The 24,099-nt window shown below is 44.7% G+C and carries 19 protein-coding genes and 1 pseudogene; 6 read left to right on the top strand and 14 right to left on the bottom strand.

The window, feature by feature from the left end; genetic code table 11:
- The 4 genes from WH96_RS11415 to WH96_RS11400 are packed head-to-tail and all read left to right on the top strand — an operon-like array spanning nt 1 to nt 3,886.
- Nucleotides 1-930 (top strand): flavin reductase family protein, encoded by a 930-nt coding sequence (locus tag WH96_RS11415; RefSeq protein ID WP_047764323.1) that lies wholly within the window; start codon nt 1-3, stop codon nt 928-930.
- A 3-nt stretch (nt 931-933) separates the two neighbouring features.
- Entirely contained in the window at nt 934-1,980 is a 1,047-nt protein-coding gene (locus WH96_RS11410) for an LLM class flavin-dependent oxidoreductase (protein ID WP_047764322.1), read from the top strand.
- Nucleotides 1,980-3,446, top strand: coding sequence for an aldehyde dehydrogenase (locus tag WH96_RS11405; protein WP_047764321.1), 1,467 nt, complete (start codon nt 1,980-1,982; stop codon nt 3,444-3,446). The genes WH96_RS11410 and WH96_RS11405 overlap by 1 nt, the downstream gene beginning before the upstream one ends.
- 59 nt (nt 3,447-3,505) lie before the next feature.
- Nucleotides 3,506-3,886 (top strand): carboxymuconolactone decarboxylase family protein, encoded by a 381-nt coding sequence (locus tag WH96_RS11400; protein ID WP_047764320.1) that lies wholly within the window; start codon nt 3,506-3,508, stop codon nt 3,884-3,886.
- A gap of 124 nt (nt 3,887-4,010) precedes the next feature.
- Here WH96_RS11400 and mtgA read toward each other — a convergent pair whose 3' ends face one another.
- The 3 genes from mtgA to WH96_RS11385 form a co-directional block, all read right to left on the bottom strand.
- Complete coding sequence (gene mtgA, locus WH96_RS11395; RefSeq protein WP_047764319.1) at nt 4,011-4,676, bottom strand: monofunctional biosynthetic peptidoglycan transglycosylase; 666 nt, start codon at nt 4,674-4,676, stop codon at nt 4,011-4,013.
- 214 nt (nt 4,677-4,890) lie between these two features.
- On the bottom strand, nt 4,891-5,565 hold the full coding sequence (locus WH96_RS11390) for a TetR/AcrR family transcriptional regulator (protein ID WP_047764318.1): 675 nt from the start codon (nt 5,563-5,565) through the stop codon (nt 4,891-4,893).
- 11 nt (nt 5,566-5,576) lie between these two features.
- Nucleotides 5,577-6,428, bottom strand: coding sequence for a dimethylarginine dimethylaminohydrolase family protein (locus WH96_RS11385; RefSeq protein ID WP_204248184.1), 852 nt, complete (start codon nt 6,426-6,428; stop codon nt 5,577-5,579).
- Nucleotides 6,429-6,826: 398 nt separating this feature from the next.
- Between WH96_RS11385 and WH96_RS11380 the strand changes: the two genes are divergently transcribed.
- Nucleotides 6,827-9,274: a GcvT family protein gene (locus WH96_RS11380; protein ID WP_047764536.1), complete on the top strand. Its 2,448-nt coding sequence runs from the start codon at nt 6,827-6,829 to the stop codon at nt 9,272-9,274.
- 202 nt (nt 9,275-9,476) lie between these two features.
- On the opposite strand, the gene WH96_RS11375 is transcribed toward WH96_RS11380, so the two are convergent.
- From WH96_RS11375 to dctP, 10 genes are all read right to left on the bottom strand, one after another.
- A complete protein-coding gene (locus WH96_RS11375) occupies nt 9,477-10,241 on the bottom strand; it encodes a helix-turn-helix domain-containing protein (RefSeq protein ID WP_047764316.1) in 765 nt (254 codons plus the stop codon).
- Nucleotides 10,242-10,746: 505 nt separating this feature from the next.
- A complete protein-coding gene (locus tag WH96_RS11370; RefSeq protein WP_047764315.1) occupies nt 10,747-12,201 on the bottom strand; it encodes an NAD-dependent succinate-semialdehyde dehydrogenase in 1,455 nt (484 codons plus the stop codon).
- Nucleotides 12,202-12,214: 13 nt separating this feature from the next.
- Nucleotides 12,215-13,504 (bottom strand): 4-aminobutyrate--2-oxoglutarate transaminase, encoded by a 1,290-nt coding sequence (gene gabT / locus WH96_RS11365; protein ID WP_047764314.1) that lies wholly within the window; start codon nt 13,502-13,504, stop codon nt 12,215-12,217.
- 61 nt (nt 13,505-13,565) lie between these two features.
- Complete coding sequence (locus WH96_RS11360) at nt 13,566-14,648, bottom strand: arginase family protein (protein WP_053005863.1); 1,083 nt, start codon at nt 14,646-14,648, stop codon at nt 13,566-13,568.
- 12 nt (nt 14,649-14,660) lie between these two features.
- Entirely contained in the window at nt 14,661-16,259 is a 1,599-nt protein-coding gene (locus tag WH96_RS11355; protein ID WP_047764313.1) for a zinc-binding metallopeptidase family protein, read from the bottom strand.
- Nucleotides 16,260-16,272: 13 nt separating this feature from the next.
- Nucleotides 16,273-17,232 (bottom strand): CobW family GTP-binding protein, encoded by a 960-nt coding sequence (locus WH96_RS11350; protein ID WP_053005862.1) that lies wholly within the window; start codon nt 17,230-17,232, stop codon nt 16,273-16,275.
- A 39-nt stretch (nt 17,233-17,271) separates the two neighbouring features.
- Nucleotides 17,272-19,005, bottom strand: a complete 1,734-nt coding sequence (locus WH96_RS11345; protein ID WP_047764312.1) for an amidohydrolase — start codon at nt 19,003-19,005, stop codon at nt 17,272-17,274.
- 91 nt (nt 19,006-19,096) lie between these two features.
- Nucleotides 19,097-20,419, bottom strand: a complete 1,323-nt coding sequence (locus WH96_RS11340; RefSeq protein ID WP_047764311.1) for a TRAP transporter large permease — start codon at nt 20,417-20,419, stop codon at nt 19,097-19,099.
- Complete coding sequence (locus tag WH96_RS11335; protein ID WP_047764310.1) at nt 20,412-20,945, bottom strand: TRAP transporter small permease subunit; 534 nt, start codon at nt 20,943-20,945, stop codon at nt 20,412-20,414. The genes WH96_RS11340 and WH96_RS11335 overlap by 8 nt, the downstream gene beginning before the upstream one ends.
- On the bottom strand, nt 20,942-21,994 hold the full coding sequence (gene dctP / locus WH96_RS11330; protein WP_053005861.1) for a TRAP transporter substrate-binding protein DctP: 1,053 nt from the start codon (nt 21,992-21,994) through the stop codon (nt 20,942-20,944). Before dctP ends, WH96_RS11335 begins: the two co-directional genes overlap by 4 nt.
- Before the next feature lie 213 nt (nt 21,995-22,207).
- Here dctP and WH96_RS11325 point away from each other — a divergent pair, with 213 nt between their 5' ends.
- Complete coding sequence (locus tag WH96_RS11325) at nt 22,208-23,239, top strand: helix-turn-helix domain-containing protein (RefSeq protein ID WP_053005860.1); 1,032 nt, start codon at nt 22,208-22,210, stop codon at nt 23,237-23,239.
- Between the two features lie 227 nt (nt 23,240-23,466).
- Here WH96_RS11325 and WH96_RS22540 read toward each other — a convergent pair.
- Nucleotides 23,467-24,077: pseudogene (locus WH96_RS22540) on the bottom strand (integrase core domain-containing protein); the annotation flags it as partial.
- Between the last annotated feature and the right edge of the window lie 22 nt (nt 24,078-24,099).

The raw sequence follows: 24,099 nt of genomic DNA, 5'->3' as shown, positions 1-24,099 counted from the left end.
ATGAGCACAATTGACCCCAGACAATTACGAGATGCTTTCGGGGCATTTCTAACAGGCGTAACGGTTGTGACAACACATGATAGCCAAAGTACTCCACTTGGATTTACAGCCAACTCCTTCTCCAGTGTATCGCTCGACCCGCCCTTACTGCTTATTAGTCTGGCAAAAACATCCCGGAACTATGATGCCTTCACTACTGCCACCGGTTTTGCTGTAAATATCCTGACTGAAGATCAAAAGGACGTATCACAAACCTTTGCAACTCCGGTAGACGATCGTTTCGCAACCGTTACATGGCAGAAGGGCCCTCACGGCTCCCCAGTTATTGATAACGTCGCGGCATGGTTTGACTGTTCAACACATCAAATTGTTGAAGCAGGTGACCACGCGATCCTGATTGGCAAAGTTGAGGCTTTTGAAAACGGTCTTGCCAATGGGTTGGGCTATGCCCGTGGCGCTTATTTTACCCCGGCATTGGAAGATAAAGCCACATCTGTAGCCTCAACAGGCACGGATGTTGTTGTAAGCGCCATAATTGATCATCAGGGCGAAGTTCTATTCACAGAAAGTGAAGAGGGAAACCTAGAACTTCCTCACAAATCTGTTACTCCAACACATGGGGCGAGTGAACAAATAAACACCATACTCGCCGAAACCAAGCTACAAGCGTCTGTTGGCTTTATCTACTCAGTGTATGAAGATATGAACCAAAATCAGCAGAACATTATTTATCACTGTGCTGCCGCAGATACTACAACCTCATCAGGTGCATTCTACCCTCTCAATGATGAAACATTTGCCCGAATAAAAGACAGCGCAACCATCGACATGCTTAAACGCCTGCAGGCCGAAAGCTGGATGGGAAATTATGGTATATATTTTGGAAATCAGAATTCTGGTGAAGTCCGCCAGATTGTATCAGGAGCTTAAGCAATGAAATTTTCACTCTTTGCACATTTAGAGCGTATTTCAGCCGAAGAAAGCCAACAGCAACTCTATGACGAATTTCTGGAGCTATGCGAAATTGCTGATAAAGGCGGCATGCATGCAATCTGGACAGGTGAACATCATGGTATGAATTTCACCATGGCCCCTAATCCTTTCCTTAATCTGGTTGACCTTGCTCGAAGAACAAAGAATGTCCGGTTGGGAACAGGTACAATTGTTGCCCCATTTTGGCATCCAATAAAGCTCGCAGGCGAAGCAGCCATGGCTGATATTATTATGGATGGCCGCCTTGATATTGGTATCGCCAGAGGAGCCTATAGCTACGAATACGAAAGGTTATCACCTGGACTGGATGCCTGGACAGCCGGGCAAAGAATGCGCGAACTTATCCCCGCCGTAAAAAAATTGTGGGAGGGGGATTATGCCCACGAAGGAGAACATTGGTCCTTCCCAAGCACCACATCGACACCTCAACCTCTACAAGATCCCCATCCACCAATCTGGGTCGCCGCCCGAGACCCTAACAGTCATGATTTTGCCGTTGCTAATGGCTGTAATGTTCAAGTAACTCCGCTATGGCTTGGCGATGAAGAAGTCATCAGCCTGATGGAACGCTTCGAAGAGGCCTGTAAAAATAACGCCGAAGTTCCACGCCCCAAGATCATGCTGTTACGCCATACCTATGTTGGTGATAGCGAAGCAGACGTTCAACTAGGTGCTGAAGAAATAAATACCTTCTACAATTACTTTGGAGCATGGTTTAAAAACGAACGCCCCGTAAAACAGGGACTTATTGAACGTTTGAGCGCAGAAGACATTGCTAATAATCCGATGTACAGCGCCCAAAGCATGCGAGAGAACAATGTTATCGGGCAACCTGATGACGTCATCAAGCGTCTTAAAGCTTATGAAGAATTAGGTTATGATGAATATTCTTTCTGGATTGATTCCGGCATGAGCTTTGACCGTAAAAAAGCATCATTGGAACGTTTCATCAACGAAGTCATGCCCGCCTTTACAGAGACAAAATAATGCGAAGATTTCAGCAGTATGTGAATGGGAATTTTGAAGATGGGTCAGTCTCGTTTGAGAGCCTTGATCCATCATCAGGTCAGCCATGGGCACAAATGCCTGAAGCAAAAAGTGACGATGTAAATCGTGCGGTCAAAGCGGCATCAAAAGCATTTGATGCGCCAGAATGGTGTAATCTGACAGCGACACAGCGTGGGAAATTACTTCTAAAACTGGCAGATCTGATCGAAGAACATGTTCAAGAACTCGCAGAGATTGAAACCCGAGATACAGGAAAAATCATCCGCGAGACATCCGCACAAATCTCTTATGTAGCTGAATATTATCGCTACTATGCAGGTCTGGCAGATAAAATTGAGGGAGCACATTTACCTATCGACAAGCCAGATATGGAAGTCTGGTTACGTCGTGAACCTGTTGGGGTTGTCGCAGCGATTGTTCCCTGGAACAGCCAGTTGTTTCTTGCAGCAGTGAAAATTGGCCCGGCTTTGGCCGCTGGTTGTACCATAGTTGTAAAAGCTTCTGAAGAAGGTCCGGGGCCTTTGCTTGAATTTGCACGCCTTGTCCACAAAGCAGGTTTCCCAGCAGGTGTCGTCAATATTATTACTGGTTTTGGATCCGAGTGTGGTGCCGTTCTAACGTCGCATCCATCTGTTGCTCACGTTGCCTTCACAGGCGGGCCGGAAACAGCCAGACATATCGTGCGTAACTCGGCTGAAAATCTTGCCAGTACATCTTTGGAACTCGGTGGGAAATCACCCTTTATTGTTTTTGAAGATGCCGACATTGAAAGTGCAGTAAACGCGCAAATTGCCGGCATTTTTGCCGCAACAGGGCAAAGCTGTGTGGCAGGATCCCGATTACTTATTTCACGAAAAGTGAAAGATCGCTTTCTTGAGCTCTTAACCAACAAAGCTAAAACAATTACTATTGGCTCACCTTTGGAAATGAATACCGAAGTTGGTCCTCTCTGTAGCTCTCAACAAGTAGAACATATTCAAGCACTTGTTGATAAATCACAGGAGCAAGGCGCGAAGGTTCTTACTGGCGGGCGTCCTATAGAAAAGGAAGGTTTCTACTACCCTCCAACTATTCTGGATTGTAGCGATGTGAAAGATGCTGCAGCTATTCAAAATGAGTTTTTTGGCCCCGTCCTATCCATTCTAACCTTCGACAGTGAAGAAGAGGCCATTGAACTTGCCAATGATACGCCTTTTGGATTGGCCTCGGGTGTCTTCACTCAAAATCTTGCCCGAGCACATCGGATGATCAAACGGATCAAGGCTGGCATTGTCTGGGTAAACACCTATCGCGTTGTATCCCCTATTGCTCCCTTTGGTGGTCATGGGCTTTCCGGTCATGGCCGTGAAGGGGGCATTGAAGCCGCGCTGGACTATACAAAAGTGAAAACAGTATGGTTGCGTACATCGGATGATCCGATCCCCGATCCCTTTGTTATGCGTTAAGCTACAACCAAAGAAAATTAATCAGTTAAAACCATCATAAGCTGAAGAGATATCACGAAATGAAAAGCAAACGCTTTGAAGAAGGCCTCAAACAACGCAAAGCCACCCTTGGCGCGGAATATGTCGAAAACAACTTGGCAAAAGCGGATGATTTCACACTCCCCTTTCAAGAAGCTATGACCGAATGGTGCTGGGGATTTGGCTGGGGTGATGAAGCCATTGACCCAAAAACACGCAGTTTGATGAATTTAGCCATGATCGGCGCGCTTGGAAAAATGCATGAATGGGAACTTCACTGCAAAGGCGCACTGAGAAATGGCGTAACAAAAGAACAGATCCGTGCAGCGTGTCACGTCATCGCTATTTACGCAGGCGTCCCTCAAGGTGTGGAATGTTTTCGAAGCGCGCGCAAAGTTCTTGAAGAAGCAGGAGAACTTTAAGTTAGCTTTATTTAACCAGGGACGTTATTTGATTAAAATTCATAAGAATCATTAATTACAACATCGCAAAAATGAAGAACGAACTAACCGACAATATCAACTGCAATTTAAAGCGAATCACTACCTAAAGACAAGACCAGAGGAACGCAGGCGCAATCCTGATATCTCTCTGAATTTTATCTGCTCTTTTCTGCACATTTTGACTAGGTCGCGCTGCATTTCTAGTCAGCGGATTAGGCAACACCGCGGCAAGGCGGGCTGACTGCCCTCGTGTTAAACCTTTTGCTGTCTTTTTAAAATGATTTTGTGCAGCAGTCTCTGCGCCATAAACGCCATCACCAAATTCAGCAATATTCAAATAGAGTTCCAGAATTCGACGCTTGGGCAATAATGTTTCCAACATCAGAGTAAGCGGGATCTCAAGAAGCTTTCGAACTTTACTACGCGATGGCCAAAGAAACAGGTTCTTTGCTGTCTGCATGGAAATCGTGCTGGCACCACGCGAAGCAGTTCCTGTATAAAGCAACTCTTCCCAAACGATCTCCATCTGCTTCCAGTCAAAACCTGTGTGGTCACAAAAGCGTTGGTCTTCTGAAACCAAAACGGCTTTCACCAGATTTGGAGAGATATCCTCCAATGCGACAAAATCATACTGCATCGGCGTATCCCTGAGCAACATAAGTGGTGTTACCAAAGGCGGCACAACCCGATACAACAAGATCACCCCGACAGGAAAGACTAGCCCGACAAACACGCTGGTCCAAATAAATCGACGGAGAAAAATTTTCATCTATTTACAGCTGTCCTTGGGGAGAGTGCTTATACGATTTATCAAAGATTAATCTCATTAGTATTCATGAAACATTCACTTCACTGAAGTTGATTCCAGCGAGTGTAACAATCTATGCAAAAGGAACAAGAAACTTCACACGTAGCTTTTCTATGCCGCACTGACCTCTCGCATTGATACCTGCAAGCCGCTTTTATTTCTTATTAATGCAACATTATTCCCTCAAGTTCATCGCCATCAAGTCAGATGCAGCATCCAAGCCAATTTCAACCAATTCTTTTTTATAGCTGCTATTCTCTGCCATACTACCCTCCAACCACAGACCATCAATCAGTGAATTGAGTTTGACGGCTAAATGGCGGTACTCCTGCTCAGAAAAGCCTTTATCAGAACGAATCTTCCTTTCACTGCTCAATGCAGCTTCTATCAAGTCTTCAAACAAAGCTGTTGTTTTGGCATTAGCCGCACGGCGGATAAACGCCATCTGTTTATCTTTGTATGTCAGAGGAAGGAAATTCGCCCAGAGGACCACTGTCTTTGCCGTCACAATCGGCGGAGACAGATTGGCTTTCAGGAATTGTCTCAAGCGTTGACGTGGGGGAGATTTATCATCCGCGACAGCGGTAAGGGAAGATTGAAAAATTCCCTCTAATAACCGTTGGTAGGCTACCTGGATCATCTCGTCTTTGCTACCAAAATGAAACCGGATCAAACCATTGGTAACGCCAGCATATTCAGCTACTTTACGTACTGTCGCGCCTTGCAATCCCTCACAGGCGATACACTCCAGTGTCGCCTCAATCAACTCGTCTTTGCGGATCTCGCTTTTTTCCCTTTTGGGCTTTAATTGCTTTGGTCTCTGTTGTTTCAACTTTTGTAGTTTAGGCATGGGAAAACGCCTCAAACTTCCCGCAGGATAGGGTTCGTTAAACAGGTTGGTCCACCTTCGCATGCCATGCACAGGGCATCCCCATCAAAAGTCCGCACCTTGACATTATGCGCTTCCATTATCGCTTTTGTCTCGGGGAACCCATCGATCATGATGCAGTCTCGTGGTGAAAGAGGCATGATATTCAGGTTCAAACCATAACTCGCCGTAAACTCTTTCGACGGTGCTTCAATCATCTGAATACCACGCTGTTTTATCAGAGAATATAGAGATGCGGGGATCAATGGCGAAAAGACCAAGTAAAGATCTTCGTCCAGCGGCGAAATCACAGACATCAGATGAAGACAGGCTTCTTCCCCATGCCATGTAGGCAAATCAAAACTCAACACATCGATCCCATGCGGGTTCAGCAATTCATTTAACTGACGCACCCCTTCACGATTTGATCGAAATCCTAGACCGACCACAAGCGTCTTTTCATCGAGCCAGATCGTATCGCCACCTTCCACCAGCGCGTCGCCGGATAAAGCCCCGAGAACCGGGATACCTGCCGCCTCATAAATCTTGCCATGTAACGCAGGCTCCTCTGCACGCAAAGACTTCCCCATGCGTAACAGCACGGCACCAGCCTTAACAATGAGCGAAGCATCCCGGGTGAACATCGCGTCCGACAATCCATCACTGTTGTCTTCAATCCAGACAATCTCGGCACCTGTCTCTCCGACCATTTCAACAAGCCCTTGATATTGAATAATAGCTTTTTCAGCATCAAACAACTCATTGTAATGCCACTTTACGGGATCGGCATTACGCAAACTCTCTCCCGGTCTGCGCATCAGAACCCGCGTCATGGGAGCAACCATATTTTGACATCCGTATTTCAACATTGGAACACTCTCAACTATTAATTTTTTTAGCCACAATTCATGCAATCGGCTTGTACGTACAAATTAACTAAAGCACACTTTATGCAATTGCATAAATTTATGCAACTGCATAATAAAATTTATCATTGTAAACTGACGGGCTTTCGTCGGCGTCTATTGAACAGGATATTAAATCCCACCTAATCCACATATATCAGCACGATTACATTTGATTAACTTAAGCTTTTTTAAGCTAATTAGATCTAATTAGCTTAATTTTGCTGTAGTTAGCTTTCTTGAAAAACCATTTTAAACGTTCATTTTGAAAACATATTGAACAGAAGAACTTGCACCGCGAACTGTGTGCGGCAACAGAACTGATTTACGGAGAAAACATGTCTAATTTTCCAACCAAAGCTCAAGTGGTCATTATTGGCGGTGGCATCATAGGCGCCTCTACTCTCTATCATCTGGGCAAGAAAGGCTGGAACGATTGTGTTCTGCTCGAAAAAAATGAACTAACTGCAGGGTCAACATGGCACGCAGCGGGCAATGTACCAACTTTCTCCACATCTTGGGCGATCATGAACATGCAACGCTATTCGACTGAGCTGTATTCCTGTCTTGGCGAAGAAGTCGACTACCCTATGAACTACCATCAGACTGGTTCGATCCGTCTGGCACACAGTAAGGAGCGAATGGAAGAATTCCAACGCGCGATGTCCATGGGTCACTACCAGGGGATCGAAATGGAGATATGGACTCCAGAACAAGCCAAGGAACGCTATCCTTTCTTGGAAACCCACGGCCTCGAAGGGGTTCTTTGGGATCCCTCTGATGGCGATATTGACCCGGCGCAGGTCACTCAGGCTCTGGCAAAGGGCGCACGCGATATGGGGCAGAAAATCATTCGCTTCTGTCCTGCTACTGATGTAACCCAAAAGGAAGACAAAACCTGGATCGTTCACACCGAAAAAGGCGATATAGAGTGCGATTACGTGGTCAATGCTGCTGGTTATTACGCACAACGAGTTGGTGAGTGGTTCAAACCGTACGGGGGACGTACCGTTCCGATGATGGTCATGTCCCATCAGTATTTACTGACAGAACAAATTCCCGAAATTGAAGCATGGTCAAACGAGCATGGAGGCAAATTACCACTGATCCGTGATGTAGATGTATCTTATTACCTGAGGCAGGAAAAGAACGGCTATAACTTAGGTCCATACGAACCGAACTGCAAAGCACACTGGACAACCAAAGACGACCCGATGCCCGATGACTTTTCTTTCCAACTGTGGTCCGATGATTTGGACCGCATTGAAGACATCGTAACTGATGCTATGGAACGCGTTCCCCTCATGGCATCCTCAGGCATCCAAAGTGTCATTAACGGCCCGATCCCCTATGCCCCAGACGGATTGCCCCTGATAGGCCCTATGCCTGGTGTCGAAAATGCCTTCGAAGCCTGTGTCTTTACTTTCGGCATTGCTCAGGGCGGCGGCGCAGGCAAAGTTATGGCCGAATGGATTATCGACGGTGCAACAGAATGGGACATGTGGGCTGTCGATCCGCGTCGTTACACCGACTACACCGATCAGGATTATTGCAACAAGAAAGGGCTTGAGGTCTATGGCAATGAATATGCCATGCACTTCCCCCACCACGAATGGCCCGCAGCACGTGATAAGAAACTCTCCCCCGTACACAGTAGAGTTAAGGAACTAGGCGGACAGATGGGTGCTTATAACGGTTGGGAACGAGCCAACTGGTTTGCCAAACCGGGTGACGATACCTCTGAAGAGAGTACCCATACCTGGAACCGTTCAGGACCCTGGCAGCAACGCATCAGGGAAGAAGTAGAAAACGTGCGTGATAACTGCGGTGTATTGGATTTACCTGGTTTCTCCAGGTTCGAGGTTAGGGGCGAAGGAGCAGCTGAGGCCCTACGAGGCCTAATAGCCGGTGGCCTCCCAAAAATCGGCAGGATCAACTTGGTCTATATCCCGAATACTCAAGGCCGGATACTGACTGAAATGTCATGCATCCGTCTGGATGAGAATGAATTCATTATGATCACCGCCGCGACAGCACAGTGGCATGATCGTGATATTCTCATCCAGGCAATGCCAGCAAGCGTCACCGTTGAAGACGTGACCACCACACGCGATACCCTCATCGTAACAGGTCCAAACTCACGCCAGATCCTGTCAAATCTGAGCGATGCTGATCTTTCTCTGGGGTGGTTAACTCATCAGTTTGCGGCTATCACAGGCAAACCAGTACACTTAATCCGCGTTTCCTTCGCTGGTGAACTGGGCTGGGAAATCCACGCCCTGAACGAAGATATGCCTGAAATATACGAGGCCATTCTGGATGGTGGAGCGAAGCCTTTTGGCATGTATGCGCTGAATTCCATGCGTTTGGAAAAAGGCTATCGTGCATGGAAAGGAGATCTGTCAACTGACTACTCCTTACTTGAAGGTGGGCTAGAACGTTTTGTCAAACTCGACAAATCACAGAATTTCCCAGGCAAAGCAGCAATCCAAAACGAAAAGCAGCAAGGAGTTAAAAAATCCTTTGTCACTTTGATTATCGACGCAGGTGAGGCAGATGCACCCTACATGTCCTGTATTTGGAAAGATGGCGAAATCATTGGAGAAACCACCTCAGGTGGTTGGGGGTATCGTGTAAACGCATCAATTGCACTGGGCATCGTGCGCTCCAACTTCGCGGCACCAGGCACCGAACTTGAAGTCGAAATTTACGGTAAGAAATATCCTGCCGTGATTCAGAAAGACGAACCACTTTGGGATCCGGCAAACGAACGCCTGCGTACTTGATGTCTTAAAGACAACAGCGAGATTAAACGTTACTTCAAGCTGGGCCTCTCAAGGAAGAGGTCCAGACGATGTGAGTAATGATGAGGTTTATTGGCAGTTATCAATCAAAGACGGTTTTTTAAATTGGACTAAATTACTAAGAGGGAAATAGCTTTAATAAGAACGGCTCTCCCCCTATTTAAGTACATTCGTAGATCAGAAATTACATTCCCTGATCCAAATGTTTGCGTACAATAGCATCAATTTTGGGACTATTTTCAGGATAAACACCACATTCAGAGAGCACTTCTCTGGCCGTCGAAATAGACGATGCTTTCCGCCAGACAATATTAGCAGCAAAGGGAAAGCGGCGCGGTTGCCATGTCATCCCAAGGAAAACCCCCATATGATATCTCTTATTCTGCCTGTGTGCCGGAAGCAGTATGGTTTCGATAACACCACCTTCGTTATGCCGCTCTCGCTCACACACAAATATTCGCCCCCCCTGATAACAAAGTAACCCCTCAAACCGCGTACTTTCCATATTACTACCATCAGGTGCGATCCCGCCCTCTATGGTACGTGACTGGATCTGGCCATTTTCTTCGTGTAGGAACGTGGCACCAACAACAATCGATTTCGGCCAGGCAGGTGGCTTAAAGAAAATATGATGTATTCCCAACAGCGGGCGGAGCTTGGCTAACTCACCTGGAAAAGCGCGAAACAAGGGGTGGTTGGATAATTCTCCGCCTCTGCTCTTTAACACCTTATTCTCCCGCAGGAAATCATCATGAGGTGCGAGTATTTCCGTTTCTGTCACGCCAAAATACACACAAATTTTGTGCAATGTGTGCGCTGAGGGCATTGTCGGGCCGCGTAGATATTTACTGAACTGCTGTTGCACAATACCAATTTCCCGGCAAACCTGGGCGACAGGTCCCTTCTCTGCGCATAAGTATTTTAGATTTTTTGCAAAATTCTTGTTCATTGCCCAATTTCAAAAACTTAAGGATATTTAGTAACTCAGTTTAATTATTTCTAGTTGATTTTACTTTATCAGTAAACCGTTCCAAATTTCCCATTGTTTTCTCAAGGAACCAAACTAAATAACCCTCAATTTCCAAGTACCACTCTTTTCGATCCTTTTCATATATTTTATCCCGGACGCAAAACACCCCTTACCATTTCTGGTAAGGGGTGTTTTGATTTCGTTGGTTGCGGGGGCACGCAACACTTTAGACAGACTTTTTGAAGACTCAAATTAGTAACTAGTTTCAATTGCGCATATTGCCGGCTACTCGTTGCTGTCCGAGCAGCATGCATTGGAAAGATAATATCGGTACACAACTTAGGCAAGCCAACAGAGACATTGAAAAAACTCAATGCTTTTATAGCAACCTCCTTCACCACCGAAAAACGCTCAAGCACTTTTTATCTCATATTGTGAGCCGCTCTTTCTCCCCCAACAGAAAGAAAGCAGGCCAAGGAAAAACTTAAATCTCAGAGAGCAAAACGTATTTGATCTCAAGGTAGTCATCGAGACCGAACTTAGAGCCTTCGCGGCCCAGTCCCGATTGCTTGATACCACCAAAGGGCGCGACCTCATTGGACAGAATACCTGTATTCACGCCAACCATTCCGTATTCCAACTCTTCTGCCACACGGAAGACACGGCTCATGTCTTTGGCATAAAAATAAGAAGCCAAACCGTATTCAGTATCATTGGCTTGAGCGATCACATCGGCATCATCTTTAAATCGGAACAGAGGCGCGATGGGGCCAAAAGTTTCTTCTCGTGCCACTTTCATTTCTTTGGTGACGTTCTTAACGATGGTTGGTTCAAAGAACGTACGCCCCAATTCATGACGTTGTCCGCCACAAACAATTTCAGCACCTTTGGAAACCGCATCTGTGAGGTGAGCTTCAACCTTAGCAACCGCCTTGTCATCGATCAGCGGACCTTGAACAACATCGTCTTCAGCACCGTTACCGATTTTAAGATCGGCGACTTTGGCAGCGAGTTTTTCAGCAAATTGGTCATAAACGCCTTCTTGAACATAGATGCGATTGGCACAGACACAGGTTTGGCCGGAATTTCGATATTTTGAAATCATTGCACCTTCAACCGCAGCATCAATATCGGCATCATCAAAGACGATAAACGGTGCGTTTCCGCCCAATTCCAAACCGAGTTTCTTGATATGCTGTGCCGATTGACGCATCAACAGGCGTCCGACTTCGGTGGAGCCTGTAAAGGTCAGTTTGCGGATAATATCGTTTGATGTCATCTCACCACCAATCGCCACCGGGTCACCCACGACACAGTTGACCAAGCCTTTGGGGAGGCCGGCTTCTTCAGCCAGGACACATAAAGCAAGGGCAGACAAAGGCGTTTGTTCGGCAGGTTTCATTACCGTGGCACAGCCGACCGCCAAGGCAGGAGCAATTTTACGTGTAATCATCGCATTGGGGAAATTCCATGGCGTGATCGACGCAATAACCCCGATGGGCTGTTTCATCACGATGATGCGTTTATCATCACCCGGTGCGGGGATGGTATCGCCATACACGCGTTTTGCTTCTTCAGCATACCATTCAATATAACTCGCACCATAAGCGACCTCGCCCCGGGATTCCGCCAAAGGCTTTCCCATTTCAGCGGTGATGATTTGCGCAAGATCTTCCTGATTCGCCATAATCAGGTTGAACCAGTTGCGCAGAATATTTGCACGTTCCTTGGCCGGACGTTTCGCCCAGTTTTTTTGCACAGCGTTTGCCGCAGTGATGGCGCGTTCTGTTTCAGCTTGGCCCATTTTGGGTACACTGGTGATAACCTCACCTGTGGCCGGGTTAAGCACATCCATGGTTTCTGCATTGTCAGCATCAATCCATTCACCATCAATGTAGCATTGGCTTTTCAGCAGGTTTTCATTTGTAAGTTTAAGCATCACACACTCTCTCTTATTCTGCTGCTTGCACAGTATTTGAAGCTTGTTTGATGCCATTGGAAATAATGCCGAGTGCTTCATCAAAAATATCATCCTGAATGGTTAACGGCGGCAAGAAACGCACACAGTTTCCGTAAATACCGCAAGACAACAAAATTAAGCCGTTTTCTTTGGCATAACTCACGACAGAGGCAACCATATCTGCACGTGGTGTTTTGCCATCGATAAACTCAACGGCAACCATAAGACCTTGACCGCGTACATCAGCAATTTGAGGTACATCAGATTTCAAACCATTGAGCATGTCTTTAAGTTTCACACCCAATTCAGTTGTGCGCGTGTGGAACGCCTCTTCAGACATGATGTCACACACCGCATTGGCTGCAGCCACAGCAACCGCATTCCCTGCGTAAGTGCCACCAAGACCACCCGGGTTCGGCGCATCCATAATATCCGCTTTACCGATCACAGCTGAGATCGGCATACCACCGCCAAGACCTTTTGCCGATGTCATCAGGTCGACTTCGACGCCGTAATGTTCCATGGCAAAGAATTTACCTGTACGACCGAAACCGGATTGAACTTCATCAGCAATCATCACAATGCCATGCTCATCACAGATGGCGCGAATGCGCTTAACCCATTCTTTCGGCGCCACGTAGAAACCACCCTCACCTTGGGTTGGTTCAAAAATAATCGCAGCCACACGGTTGGCACTGACGTCAGCTTTAAACAAACGTTCCAAACCCGCAATTGACTCGTCAATGGAAATGCCATGAACGTCATTGGGGAACGGAAAATGGAAAACATCATTCATCATCGAACCGAAATCCACTTTGTAAGGAACGACTTTGCCAGTAAGGCTCATGCCCATGAAGGTGCGACCGTGAAACCCACCTGCACAGGAAATCACCGCAGGGCGCCCGGTATGGGCGCGTGCAATTTTAATTGCGTTTTCAACGGCTTCTGCACCTGTTGACACAAAAGCCGTTTTCTTTTTCGAAGAACCCGGCATTGCTGCATTCAGTTTTTCTGCCAGCTCAATATAGTTCTCATAAGGTGTGACCTGATGGCAGGTATGAGTAAAGGCTGACAATTGTTTTTCAATGGCTGCCATGACTTTAGGGTGGCGGTGCCCCGTATTACACACGCCAATCCCAGAACCAAAGTCGATAAAACGACGCCCCTCGACATCCCAAATCTCTGAATTTTCCGCATATTCTGCAAAAAAATCTGTCAAAAAACCTACGCCACGAGAAATGGCGTCAACGCGGCGCTTCAAAAGGTTTGAATTAGTTGCCATTAGGGTTTTCCTTTTAAAAATTTAATTCGTTCTTGAAAAGAACGTTGTAAAGCAATGTGAATTAGGCAATTTTCCAACGCGTCAGTTCATTTTTTGACTTGCTTTTACTTCGCGCTTCAGCAAGCAAGCAGAACAATTCAAACGCGAGACCAGAGGCTAAACATGCCGACATACCCGTTGGATCATAGGTCGGGCTTAGCTCCATTAAATCAGCCCCAACCACGTCAAGTCCTCGCGTGCCTCTAATCACATCACGAACTTCACGACCAGTTAGACCAAAAGGTTCTGGTAGTGTTGTTCCCGGCATGACAGAGCAATCTAAAACATCCGTATCAACTGAAAGATAACAAGGTTTATCACCGACGACCCTGCGAATTTCTTCCAACACATACGAAACACCTTTTTCCTGCAATTCATCGGCAAGAACGACACGCATACCACTATCATGTGAGAAATCACAGCGTGGTACGCCACGTCCCCTTAACCCGATTTGAATGGTTCGTTCCGGATCAATCAAGCCATCAACAGTTGCAACTTGAAACAATGTTGCGTCGCTAATACGCGTTCCCCCGAAATTGCAGCTGGTGTCTCCATGAGCATCGAGATGAATAAGACCTAATGGTTCCTCACCGTCTTTTGATAAAGCTTTGAGAACAGGATATGTGCATGTGTGCTCTCCCCCTATTGTCAGGGGGACAATATCTTTTTCCTTGAATTCTCTATATACGCAATAGATTTCATTGAGGCAGGCCTCCAAATTATAGGCATCTTGCGTAAACTCTATGTCTCCCCAGTCAATCACTGAACACAGATCAAATGGGCATACTTTAGTTGCATAATGAACAAGGTTTCGATCAAGTGACCAGTAGCGAACGGCTTCGGGGCCTTTTCGGGTACCGGGACGAGGATTGGGCACACCAAGATCCAAGGGAATTCCAACAAACGCCATATCCACGTCTATGAGGTTTTTTCTATGTGGAGCCCGGAACATTCCTAATATATTGAAATTGTTGCTAACAAGCTCTACACCTTCGCCTATTGCACGAGCATAAAAATCTCGAAAACCGTCATCATTAATATCCCACAAGCCTTTCTCAGAAAGCTTGCGGTATTTTTCCAAACGTTCTTTTTCAATTTTAGCCATTTTATTTTTACCTTAGTTTCGCAAGCTTGCTTTTTCTAACGTTGGTATCCACCATTCATACCCCCGGTCTGTCTCCACATATTCAGGCCAGCGAAAATGATGGGGAGAGTCATAGTCACATTGAGGAGGTATCCAGTTTTCACCACCGATACCACCCGTGCGCTCATTGAATTCCTTTTGTGCTTTTTCCAACATTTCAGGTCGGCAAAACAGGTCAACAATAGTTGCGCCAATCGTCTTGCTCGCGCATTCAATCATTGGATCAATGGTTTCACGAATTCCCCCCAATGCATTCATTACCCATGCAGGATATTTGAAACCATTATCAGGTGCTCGTAACATAGGACGAGCAACATACAAGCGCACGGTCGGTGCATGCCAACAGAATTCCGTATAGTCATCCGAAGTAAAATGTTTCTGCCATTCGGGAAGCTGTTTGCGTAACTCATGTTCAGCATCTTGAGGGGAAATCAGTTTCTCGCATTCAGACAGAAAAGGCTGTTCCATCACTTCAATGCCAAGATTGCGTTGAATTTCCTGTGCCTTTGTAACGGCTTCACCTTTGTTAAAGATTGGCGCGCCAACACGTTCCAAATTGTCATACGTCAATTGTGCCATGACATGGTTAGGCAGCCCGGGGCGAGATTTACAAACCCAATCTTTTTTGAAACTGCAATGAGAATTATTGACTGCGGACTCTGCGTTTTTATCCAAGACACGCATAATCGTTTCAGCCATTTCAAGATCCGGCACCCGCATCATATATTGAATTTGTGCGATCTGAGCTGGAAGGTTATCTGCAGTTGCTTGACCCGCCGTCAGAATGCACTCATTCATGGACCAACCAGTACCTGCCGATACCATGGACGCTTTAAGCATCTTTGATGTCATATACATTTGCATCAAGGCGTCATTCGCTCCGGGTGCACGTGCTGAAGCGTGAGATGCAGGGATTGGAGAGGCTGCTTCACCACTTTGGAATAGCCAGTTTTCCGGGTCATTACATTCAAAGGTATAAATAACCGCATAAGCCGCACCACAATGGGTATTCCAACGCGTCGTATTGGAGAGAGGCAACATATAAAAAGGATGGAAGCTGATGGCCGCATCCAGATCATCATAATACCCCTTTGCCGCATGGATCGGTTTTGATCCACGTACTTTTTCAGCAGGCTCGCCAAAAAACTTCAAAGTTCCTTGTATGTTATGACGTTGCATAGTCTCTTTTGCAGCAAGCAGGCCACCAAGAGCACTAATACCCAATGCTGAATGAGGATCTGTATGCCCGCCAGCATGTTCGCTTAAATTGTCACGAGGACGTTGAACAGTGTCCGCAGCCTGACAATTACCAGGTACCGCATCATATTCTGCGTAACTTCCAATTGTCGGACCATCACCATTTCTCCAAACAGCACAGAATGCGGTCGGCATACCTCCGCTACCTTCCTCTACATCAAAACCTTCTGCTTTTAAGCGTTCGACATACCAAGCGCAGGATTTATATTCCCGCCATGCTGTTTCGCCGTAATCAAAGATTGTTTGATTCCAATCTGAAAGACGAGGCAAGTTTTCCTCTACCCATGACAATGCATCTCTTTTTGCATCTTTCACAGTATTATTCCTTTTAAAATGTAGGAGATAGAACGCAATTATTCAGAGTTCGTTCTACCTGCAATTGGTTAATCTCACCATCTGTAGAAATCATCACCAATTCACTAACGCATTTATCAGTATTACTTTCTTCAACAGACCATTCCTGCCGGCTGCCGACCATTTGTAGAATAATGCGCTTGCGTGGATATTGATCGGAATAGAAAATACCTTTCGCTCGGTAAGTTTCTCTGGGCAAATCCGTAATTGCCAAACGTAGCTTTTCAATAGAAACAGGCGCTGTGCTGCTCCAGTTCCACGATTGAAACAAATGCGTGTGAATATGCTTTGTTTCCAACATTTTTTCTGTCTCTATGGACGCATTTTCAACATGGTCTCGTGAGAAGAGAATATCCATTGGAACTTTTGCATACGTCGTCTCAAGTACCCGAGCAGCTGGATACAGCCAGTCGTGATATATCTTTTCAATTTCATCTTGTGAGACAATATCTGTTTTATTCAAAATGATAATGTCAGCCACATCCAACTGTGCGGTTGCCAAGTACTTCACCTCTCCTTCGAGAGAGTTAATCATTTTGGCATCAATCAGAGTAAGAACCGTGTCAATTTGAAAATATTCACGTAGCTGAGGGTAGCGCAATGAATTGATGATTTTGCCAGGGTCTGAGACACCACTACATTCAATAATGATATACTCTGGTGGCCCATCAGGTTGGTTAAGCAACTGCGTTAATTCATTAACCAAATCATTTTGAAGACTACAGCAAATACATCCATTCTTCAGACTGATGCTATTGCCATCCTGCTTAGACAAAAGCTGACTATCAATATCAATAGCGCCGAAATCATTTACAAGCACAGTTATGTTAAGACCGTGCTCCCCATTAAGAATATTATTTAATAGAGTTGTCTTTCCTGCTCCTAAAAAACCGGAAATAACACAAACAGGAATTTTGTTAATTTTCTGCATCATCCTTGACTTCGCTTTATCCGCATTTCTATTTTTGAGTGACTAGAAATTTGGTCTTTCTTTCCAAACCGCTTCATTGTCCGTCCCGTCCATACGCCCCAATACATCCCACGCACATTGACCTTCAACAAAGGTCATCTCGACATTCATCTTGTGGAGACTGCCTCTGACGTCCATTTCAAAAGGATTGTTTTCCAGAACAATAAAGTCTGCTGATTTTCCAAGTACAATTGATCCCGCTTGATCTTCTAAATCCATGGCACACGCACCATTCAAGGTCATAACCTGAATCGCTTCTTCCAAACTGACGGGTTGCCCTGGAAAATTTTCAACAGAATCAGTTATCGGATTTTGTCGTGTGATCATGGCCTCAAAGCCAACCCATGGATTGATATGTGAAACAGGCCAATCTGTTCCCATTACAGCAATACCACCAGCGTCAAGTACGCCTTTAAAATTATACATCCGAGGCCAACGTTCCTCACCCACATTTTGCCGCGCGGTTGCAAATGCTGATGGATACCATCCGACTGGTGAAAACTCAGCCGTCACATTCAAATTTTCAAATCGAGGCAAGTTTTCATCAAGTAAATTGGTTGAGTGGGCACATTGATGACGCACATCGTTATTGCCATTTTTACGGCGCGCTTCTGCAACCGCATCCAAAAAGATATCTGAGGCACCATCACCTGTACAATGCGCGATAACACGGATGCCTTTGCGGTCCATATCCACAACCATATCCGTTATATGTTCTGGCGTAAGGTTCAATCCGCCGCGCCACTTGCTTTCACCTGGCCAGGATGTTGAAAGATACGACGAACGTGACTCATGTGTCCCATCAAAGTGGAACTTAACAGCATTCGCATTTAAGCGATTGCTTCTGTAATAATGACGCTCCCCAGCAAGCAGCTCCCAACGCCTTTTAACTGGAAAAATATCATCCTGCCAACTAATCGCCGCTTCGACGCGAGCCGTCATTTGACCTTCATCATCAACGGCCTTCAAAGCATTCAATCGATATTCACAAACATGAAGATATTTTGTCCCGACGACACCGCGACTTGCCTGATAATTCAAGCCATCACGATATGCACGTTCTAATGCAGGTGCCGGTGTCGGGGGCATTACGTGATAAATCAGAGAATAGGCACCATCGACCAAAATGCCCGTGGGCTCTCCGCTTAGCGGGTCTCGTTCGATGTAGCCATTACCGGGGTCTTTCGTTTTTGATGTAATCCCAGCAAGCTCTAGGGCTTTACTATTTACCAACATGCACCCCCATGAACGATCATGAATGGCAACGGGACGGTCACTTATAAAACTATCAAGCCAATATCGATCTGGCACAAGCCCTTCTTTTTTGAAAGTATAGCGGACAAATGATTGCCCATAGACCCAAGGGGTTTCAGTATTTTTCTTCGAATAATTTAGGATCGCATCTTTAACATTATCCGGTGAAGGATCTTCGCAACCTATATCCAGATATCCAGCATAAGATGGTGCCAATGCCAAATCTGGATGTGTATGCATGTCATAAATTCCAGGCATAACAAATTGACCATGAAGGTCGATAATATGCGTGTTTGAAGTAATCAGTTCACAGAGTTTTTCAAAACTGCCGACGCCGATAAATCGCCCATTTCGAATAGCAACACAATCAGCCCATGGTTGCATTGAATTTACGGTGTAAATGCGTCCGTTTTTTAAAAAAAGGTCTGCTTTTCCTGCTGTCAATGTGCAGTTTGAAGACTCAAAGTCTTGCATACTCTTCATCTACTTCTCCTTTGTAAGGTCTGGCGAGAGTACTATTTAAGGCCACTTATTTTGTCGTTTGTTGCTGAAGGAGGAGATCACCTCCTCCATTCTAGTTAAACAGCACTTGAGGTAGCCATAATGCGATCTGAGGAAAGAACACAACCAGAGCCAGTCCAACCATCTGCAAAAGGATAAATGGTGTAACTGAATGATAGATATCAACCGTTCTAATTTCAGGTGGAGCCACTGATCTCATATAGAACAGATTATAACCAAAGGGTGGGGTCAGATAAGCCGTTTGCATTGCCAGAATAAAGACAATCCCAAACCAGACAGGGTCATAGCCAAGTTCATTGATAATCGGAACAAATAATGGAACTGTAATGAACAAGATGGCTGAATCATCCAGAAACATTCCAAGCAGGAAATAGGTCAAAATAATCATCAGAAGCACAAGATTCGGACTTAAATCACCATCAATAATGCTTTCAGCAATAATTTGGCCTGCTCCCAAGCCAATATAGATTTTGCTAAAGATAACAGCACCGATCATGATCCACATCAACATCCCCATGATACGCGCTGTTTCCTGCAACGCCCCTCTCAACACTTGCAAACTAAGTGTCCGATTAACCGCAGCACTAAGAACCGCCCCCACCGCTCCAATTACAGAGGCTTCTGTTGGGGACGTAACACCCTTCATTGTGAAAACAAGAACAGTCGTAATAATAATGCCCGGCAGAATTAAAGAACGAAGAGAGGCAATCTTGCCACGCCAATCCACACGCTCTTCTTCCGCGATTGCAGGACCGAGAGATGGCTTAACCCGGCAAACGACAAGAATATATATGATATATATTGCAGCCAGCATAAGACCTGGCATTACACCGGCGGCAAAGAGCTTACCAATTGATTCTCGTGTTAAAAAAGCGTAGAGGATCATCGTAATACTTGGTGGGATCAGAAATCCTAACGCTCCACCAGCCATGATAGCACCCGTAACAAGTCTCTTATCATATCCCCGTTTTAACATTGCAGGTAATGCAATAAGGCCAAGACTGACCGTTGCAGCTGCAGTTACACCTGCCATCGCAGCAATTACAGCACAAATAAGAATTGTACCGGCGCCAAGCCCCCCTTTGACACCCCCCATCACCTTATAAACCATACCGAATAAATCATCGGTAATTCCAGAACGCTGTAAAACAAGCCCCATAAAAATGAACATGGGTAAAGCAACCAGGATAAAGGTATTCATCACCCCGAAGGTGCTAATCACCACCATATCCAAAGAGTCCCAGCCCCAAAGATTAATGGCTGAACCGGTACCAACTATGAGTAACGCCCAAGCAAGCGGAGTACCAATAATCATGAGAAACAGCATTGAGCCAAACATGATAGCGGTAACGAGAAGAGGATCCATATCAATCATGAAGAATCTCCCCTTCACGATCAATCATTCTGAGAGCGATCATAACGTCACGCAGAAAGTAAATAAGCTGGTTAAGTATCAATAGAAAAACTGTTAAAGGAATAACAGCTTTGATAGGAAACAGTATAGGACGCCAAGAACTTTTTGATGACACTTCAGAAAGTATCCAGGAGTCCAGCGCATACTGATACGAAATCATAAATAAAAAGGCAAAACCGGCAAGGATAAACAGGCCTGAGATAACATCTAAAAAGGCACGGCTTCTTTCGCCAAACAGATGATAAATCACGTCAATTTTTACATGTTTATCATATGCTTGCGTATAAACCCCTGCAGCTAGGCAATACCCGCCAAACAACATTGTTGACATTTCATGAGCCCAATTTGTCGGAGCGCTGAACAAATAGCGCATGCAGACCTCATACAGAAGAACGGCAATAATCAATAAATTGACCCAGGAAATTAGGCGACCAAATCGATCGCCTAATTCCAATTGTCGTTGCAGAAGGATTTTCATCCAAGTCATTTTAGGCGTCCGTTAGAACCTGCTAAATCTTTGATCATATTGATTGCAGCTTCATTACGTACAGAACGCTTTGCTTCTTCATTCCATAGGTCCTGGGCAGCATCAGTAAGCTTGGTAACATCACTTGTTTGCAAAGTATGAACTTCAAAAACATTATCACTCAGTGTTTTTTTAGCTCCGTCAATCAGCCAATTATGGTGATCTTCCGCCAATTTCTTAACGCTGGTGTCCAAAATTTCCTGTAGATCTTTTGGTAATTCATCCCAAGCTTCCTGATTGACCAGAATGTTGTCGACAAATCCAGGTGTCAAAAGGGAAAGCTTTGTATAATGCTTGGCTGTTTCTTGCAGCTTAAGCTGCTCATAGTCATAAGCACTACCATAAATAATACCACTAATAGAGTTTGTACTCATTGATGTATAGAACTCTTCAGGCGGCAAATACACTGTCGGTACATCAAATTTTTCAAGAATTACCGCTACGTTTGATGTGGCCCGAATTTTAATTTTCTTCATATGATCAAGTGATTCAATTGGCTCTTTTGACAATAGATCATAATCACCACCAAAAGATGGAGACATGTAGCGCACGCCATGCTCGCCATAAGCTTCGACAAGAAGGTTGTTCATGCCTTTATTGAACCAAAGGTCTTTTGCTTCATCCAGCGTTGTCCAAGCAAGTGGAAGGCCAGATTCGATACGAGCAAGATCGACACTCCCACTCCAATAAGCACCATACCCATATGACATTTGGAGAACGCCAGAACCCGTTGCTTTCAATAACTGATCATTAGGAACCAATTCACCGCCGCCAAATGTCGTAATTCTCAAACGACCATTGCTCGCCTCTTTCACGTCTTTGGCAAAATTCCTGAAAATTTTTTGACTTTCTGTTCCAGTATAACGTTGCATTTTCCAGCGATAGATTTTTTCGTCTGCCGCAAATGTATCAGCACCTATCGTTAGTGCCGAGGCAAACACACTTGCACCAATTACAACACAAGATAATTTCTTAGCCCATTTAGCAAACAACTTTACTTCCTCAGACATTTAGCAAACCCCATATGTTTTTGTTAAACGTAATCACGAGCAAACACCAAAAAAAGAACAGATGCTATTCCGAGGGTTCGTTCACGCTACATTATTTCTTCAAACACCATAGTTATGAAAAACCACACGAACAATAGCATTACACAGCATATTGCTAGCATTATACGACAATTTGTGTATAATATACTCGTCAAGATTTTATAAGGAATAACGATGAAAACCCAATTTGTTGAAAATCAGACAATGGCGTATCAGTTTTTTATGCGATTCTTCAGCCAGTGGGACAAAAGCTGTCCAGATATTTCTATTGATAAAATACTGGCACCTATGGGCTACAACAAAAACGCCATCGTCAAAGAAAAGCAAAAGGTTAATATTGATACATATTATAAAACTTTATTACTTGTTGCCCCATCTTGCTGGAACCGTGGCTTTTTTCTACATCTTGGACACAGCTACAATATTTTTGATTTAGGGTTATTAGGGTATGCACTTGTTAGCACGACTAATTTACAAAGATCCTGGGAGCTTTCTTCTGCTCTTCTCTTTCACCCCATCAAAACAGAAAGGAAAATACTCAATGACAGAGTTGAGATCATCTTGCAGTCACTGAAACTCAATGAGTTTCAATCAAAAGGATTATCAGAAGAATGGCTAACCAGTACTTGGAAATGGACATGCCAAAGACTTCCTCAAATTCAAAATTGTCAAGACGTTGAAATTCGCTTATCTTATGCGAAGCCTGATCATACTGAATTTTATGAAAATATTTTCCCTGGAAAAATTTTATTTAATCAACTGCGCACATCATTCTCTTTCCCGATTGAATTCAACGCACACCCTTTTTCATCTGCCAGTAGCTCTGTTTCAAAACTGTGCTTTGAGCATAGTATTGCAACTTTACCATTTATGCATGAAGCCAATCATTTGGTTGATGATGTCCGATTATATCTTCTTCAAACTGCAAACATTGCTTTTTCAAATATAGAAGAAACCGCGGAACATTTTGGACTTTCAATTCATACTTTTCAACGACGTTTATCAAAAAACGGAACTTCATTCAGAAAGGTTCTCTATGAATCACGAATGACATTAGCACGACAATATTTATTGGGTACAGAATTAACCATCAATGAAATTGCCTATTTGACAGGTTATGAACACCCTCCCAGTTTTTACCGAGCATTCCATAAGAAATTTAACTTAACTCCCGAGCAATTCAGAGCTACCCAAGAAATTGCGTAAATAAGATAGTGTAGGTATCCAAATTATAACTTGCTTGCACTCTTGGTAAATTTGAAATAGAGCTAGAAGACATTAGAGTTTGTTGACATTTAGGCTTTTCCAGAGTGCTAATTTGTGATTCTTTATAAGAAACAAAAGAGATCAGTGTTGACCCGAAGAGTGATGAGTGACGTGCACTGACCTGCTCCCCAGGTTCTACTCGTTAATAAGTTAGCAGTGTTCATCATTTAATCTATTTTTGGTCTGATTGCATATTCATTTGGTGTTAGACCCATCAAGCTAGTGTAGGGCCTTTTTATATTGTAATCGATTTCCCACTCCCCGATCAATTCTCTTGCATGACGATAGTTTGTGAGTAGGCGACCGTTAAAACTCTCGACAAATCCGTTTTGCATGGGCATGTCTGGTGCAATATAATGCCACTCTACTTTTTCTATCTTCCTGCCGCCACACTTGCATACGGTCAACTTCCCCTCCTTGTATAAACGGTAAAGTTTCGTCCAATTCAACTCACAACCTTCACGTTTCAGAAGAAAATGGAGGCGACGATACCCAAAGCGTCTGCGTTCGGATGAGAGTTCTACCAACCACTTGCGCAGATGAGTGTCAGCCGATCGCCAAGGTTAATCGCGATAAACACGTGGAGCAATGCCCTCCAGGTCACACACTTTGCATTAAGAATAATCTTTCACTTTCATTGGCCAACTCGCAGCTTTTCTTCTAGAACTAGGCCATAGAAATTTTTTCCCAGCATTTCCTTCAAGGTCGCGACATCAAGCATTTGTTCTGCAAGTAACTTCTTTAACTTAGTATTTTCTACCCCAAGCGATTTAGATCGTATCAGTGTTAATAATGGTCAT

Origin of the sequence: Kiloniella spongiae, assembly GCF_001026905.1 — a bacterium.
Classification (GTDB): domain Bacteria; phylum Pseudomonadota; class Alphaproteobacteria; order Kiloniellales; family Kiloniellaceae; genus Kiloniella; species Kiloniella spongiae.
This window is presented reverse-complemented; position numbering and strand designations above follow the sequence as displayed.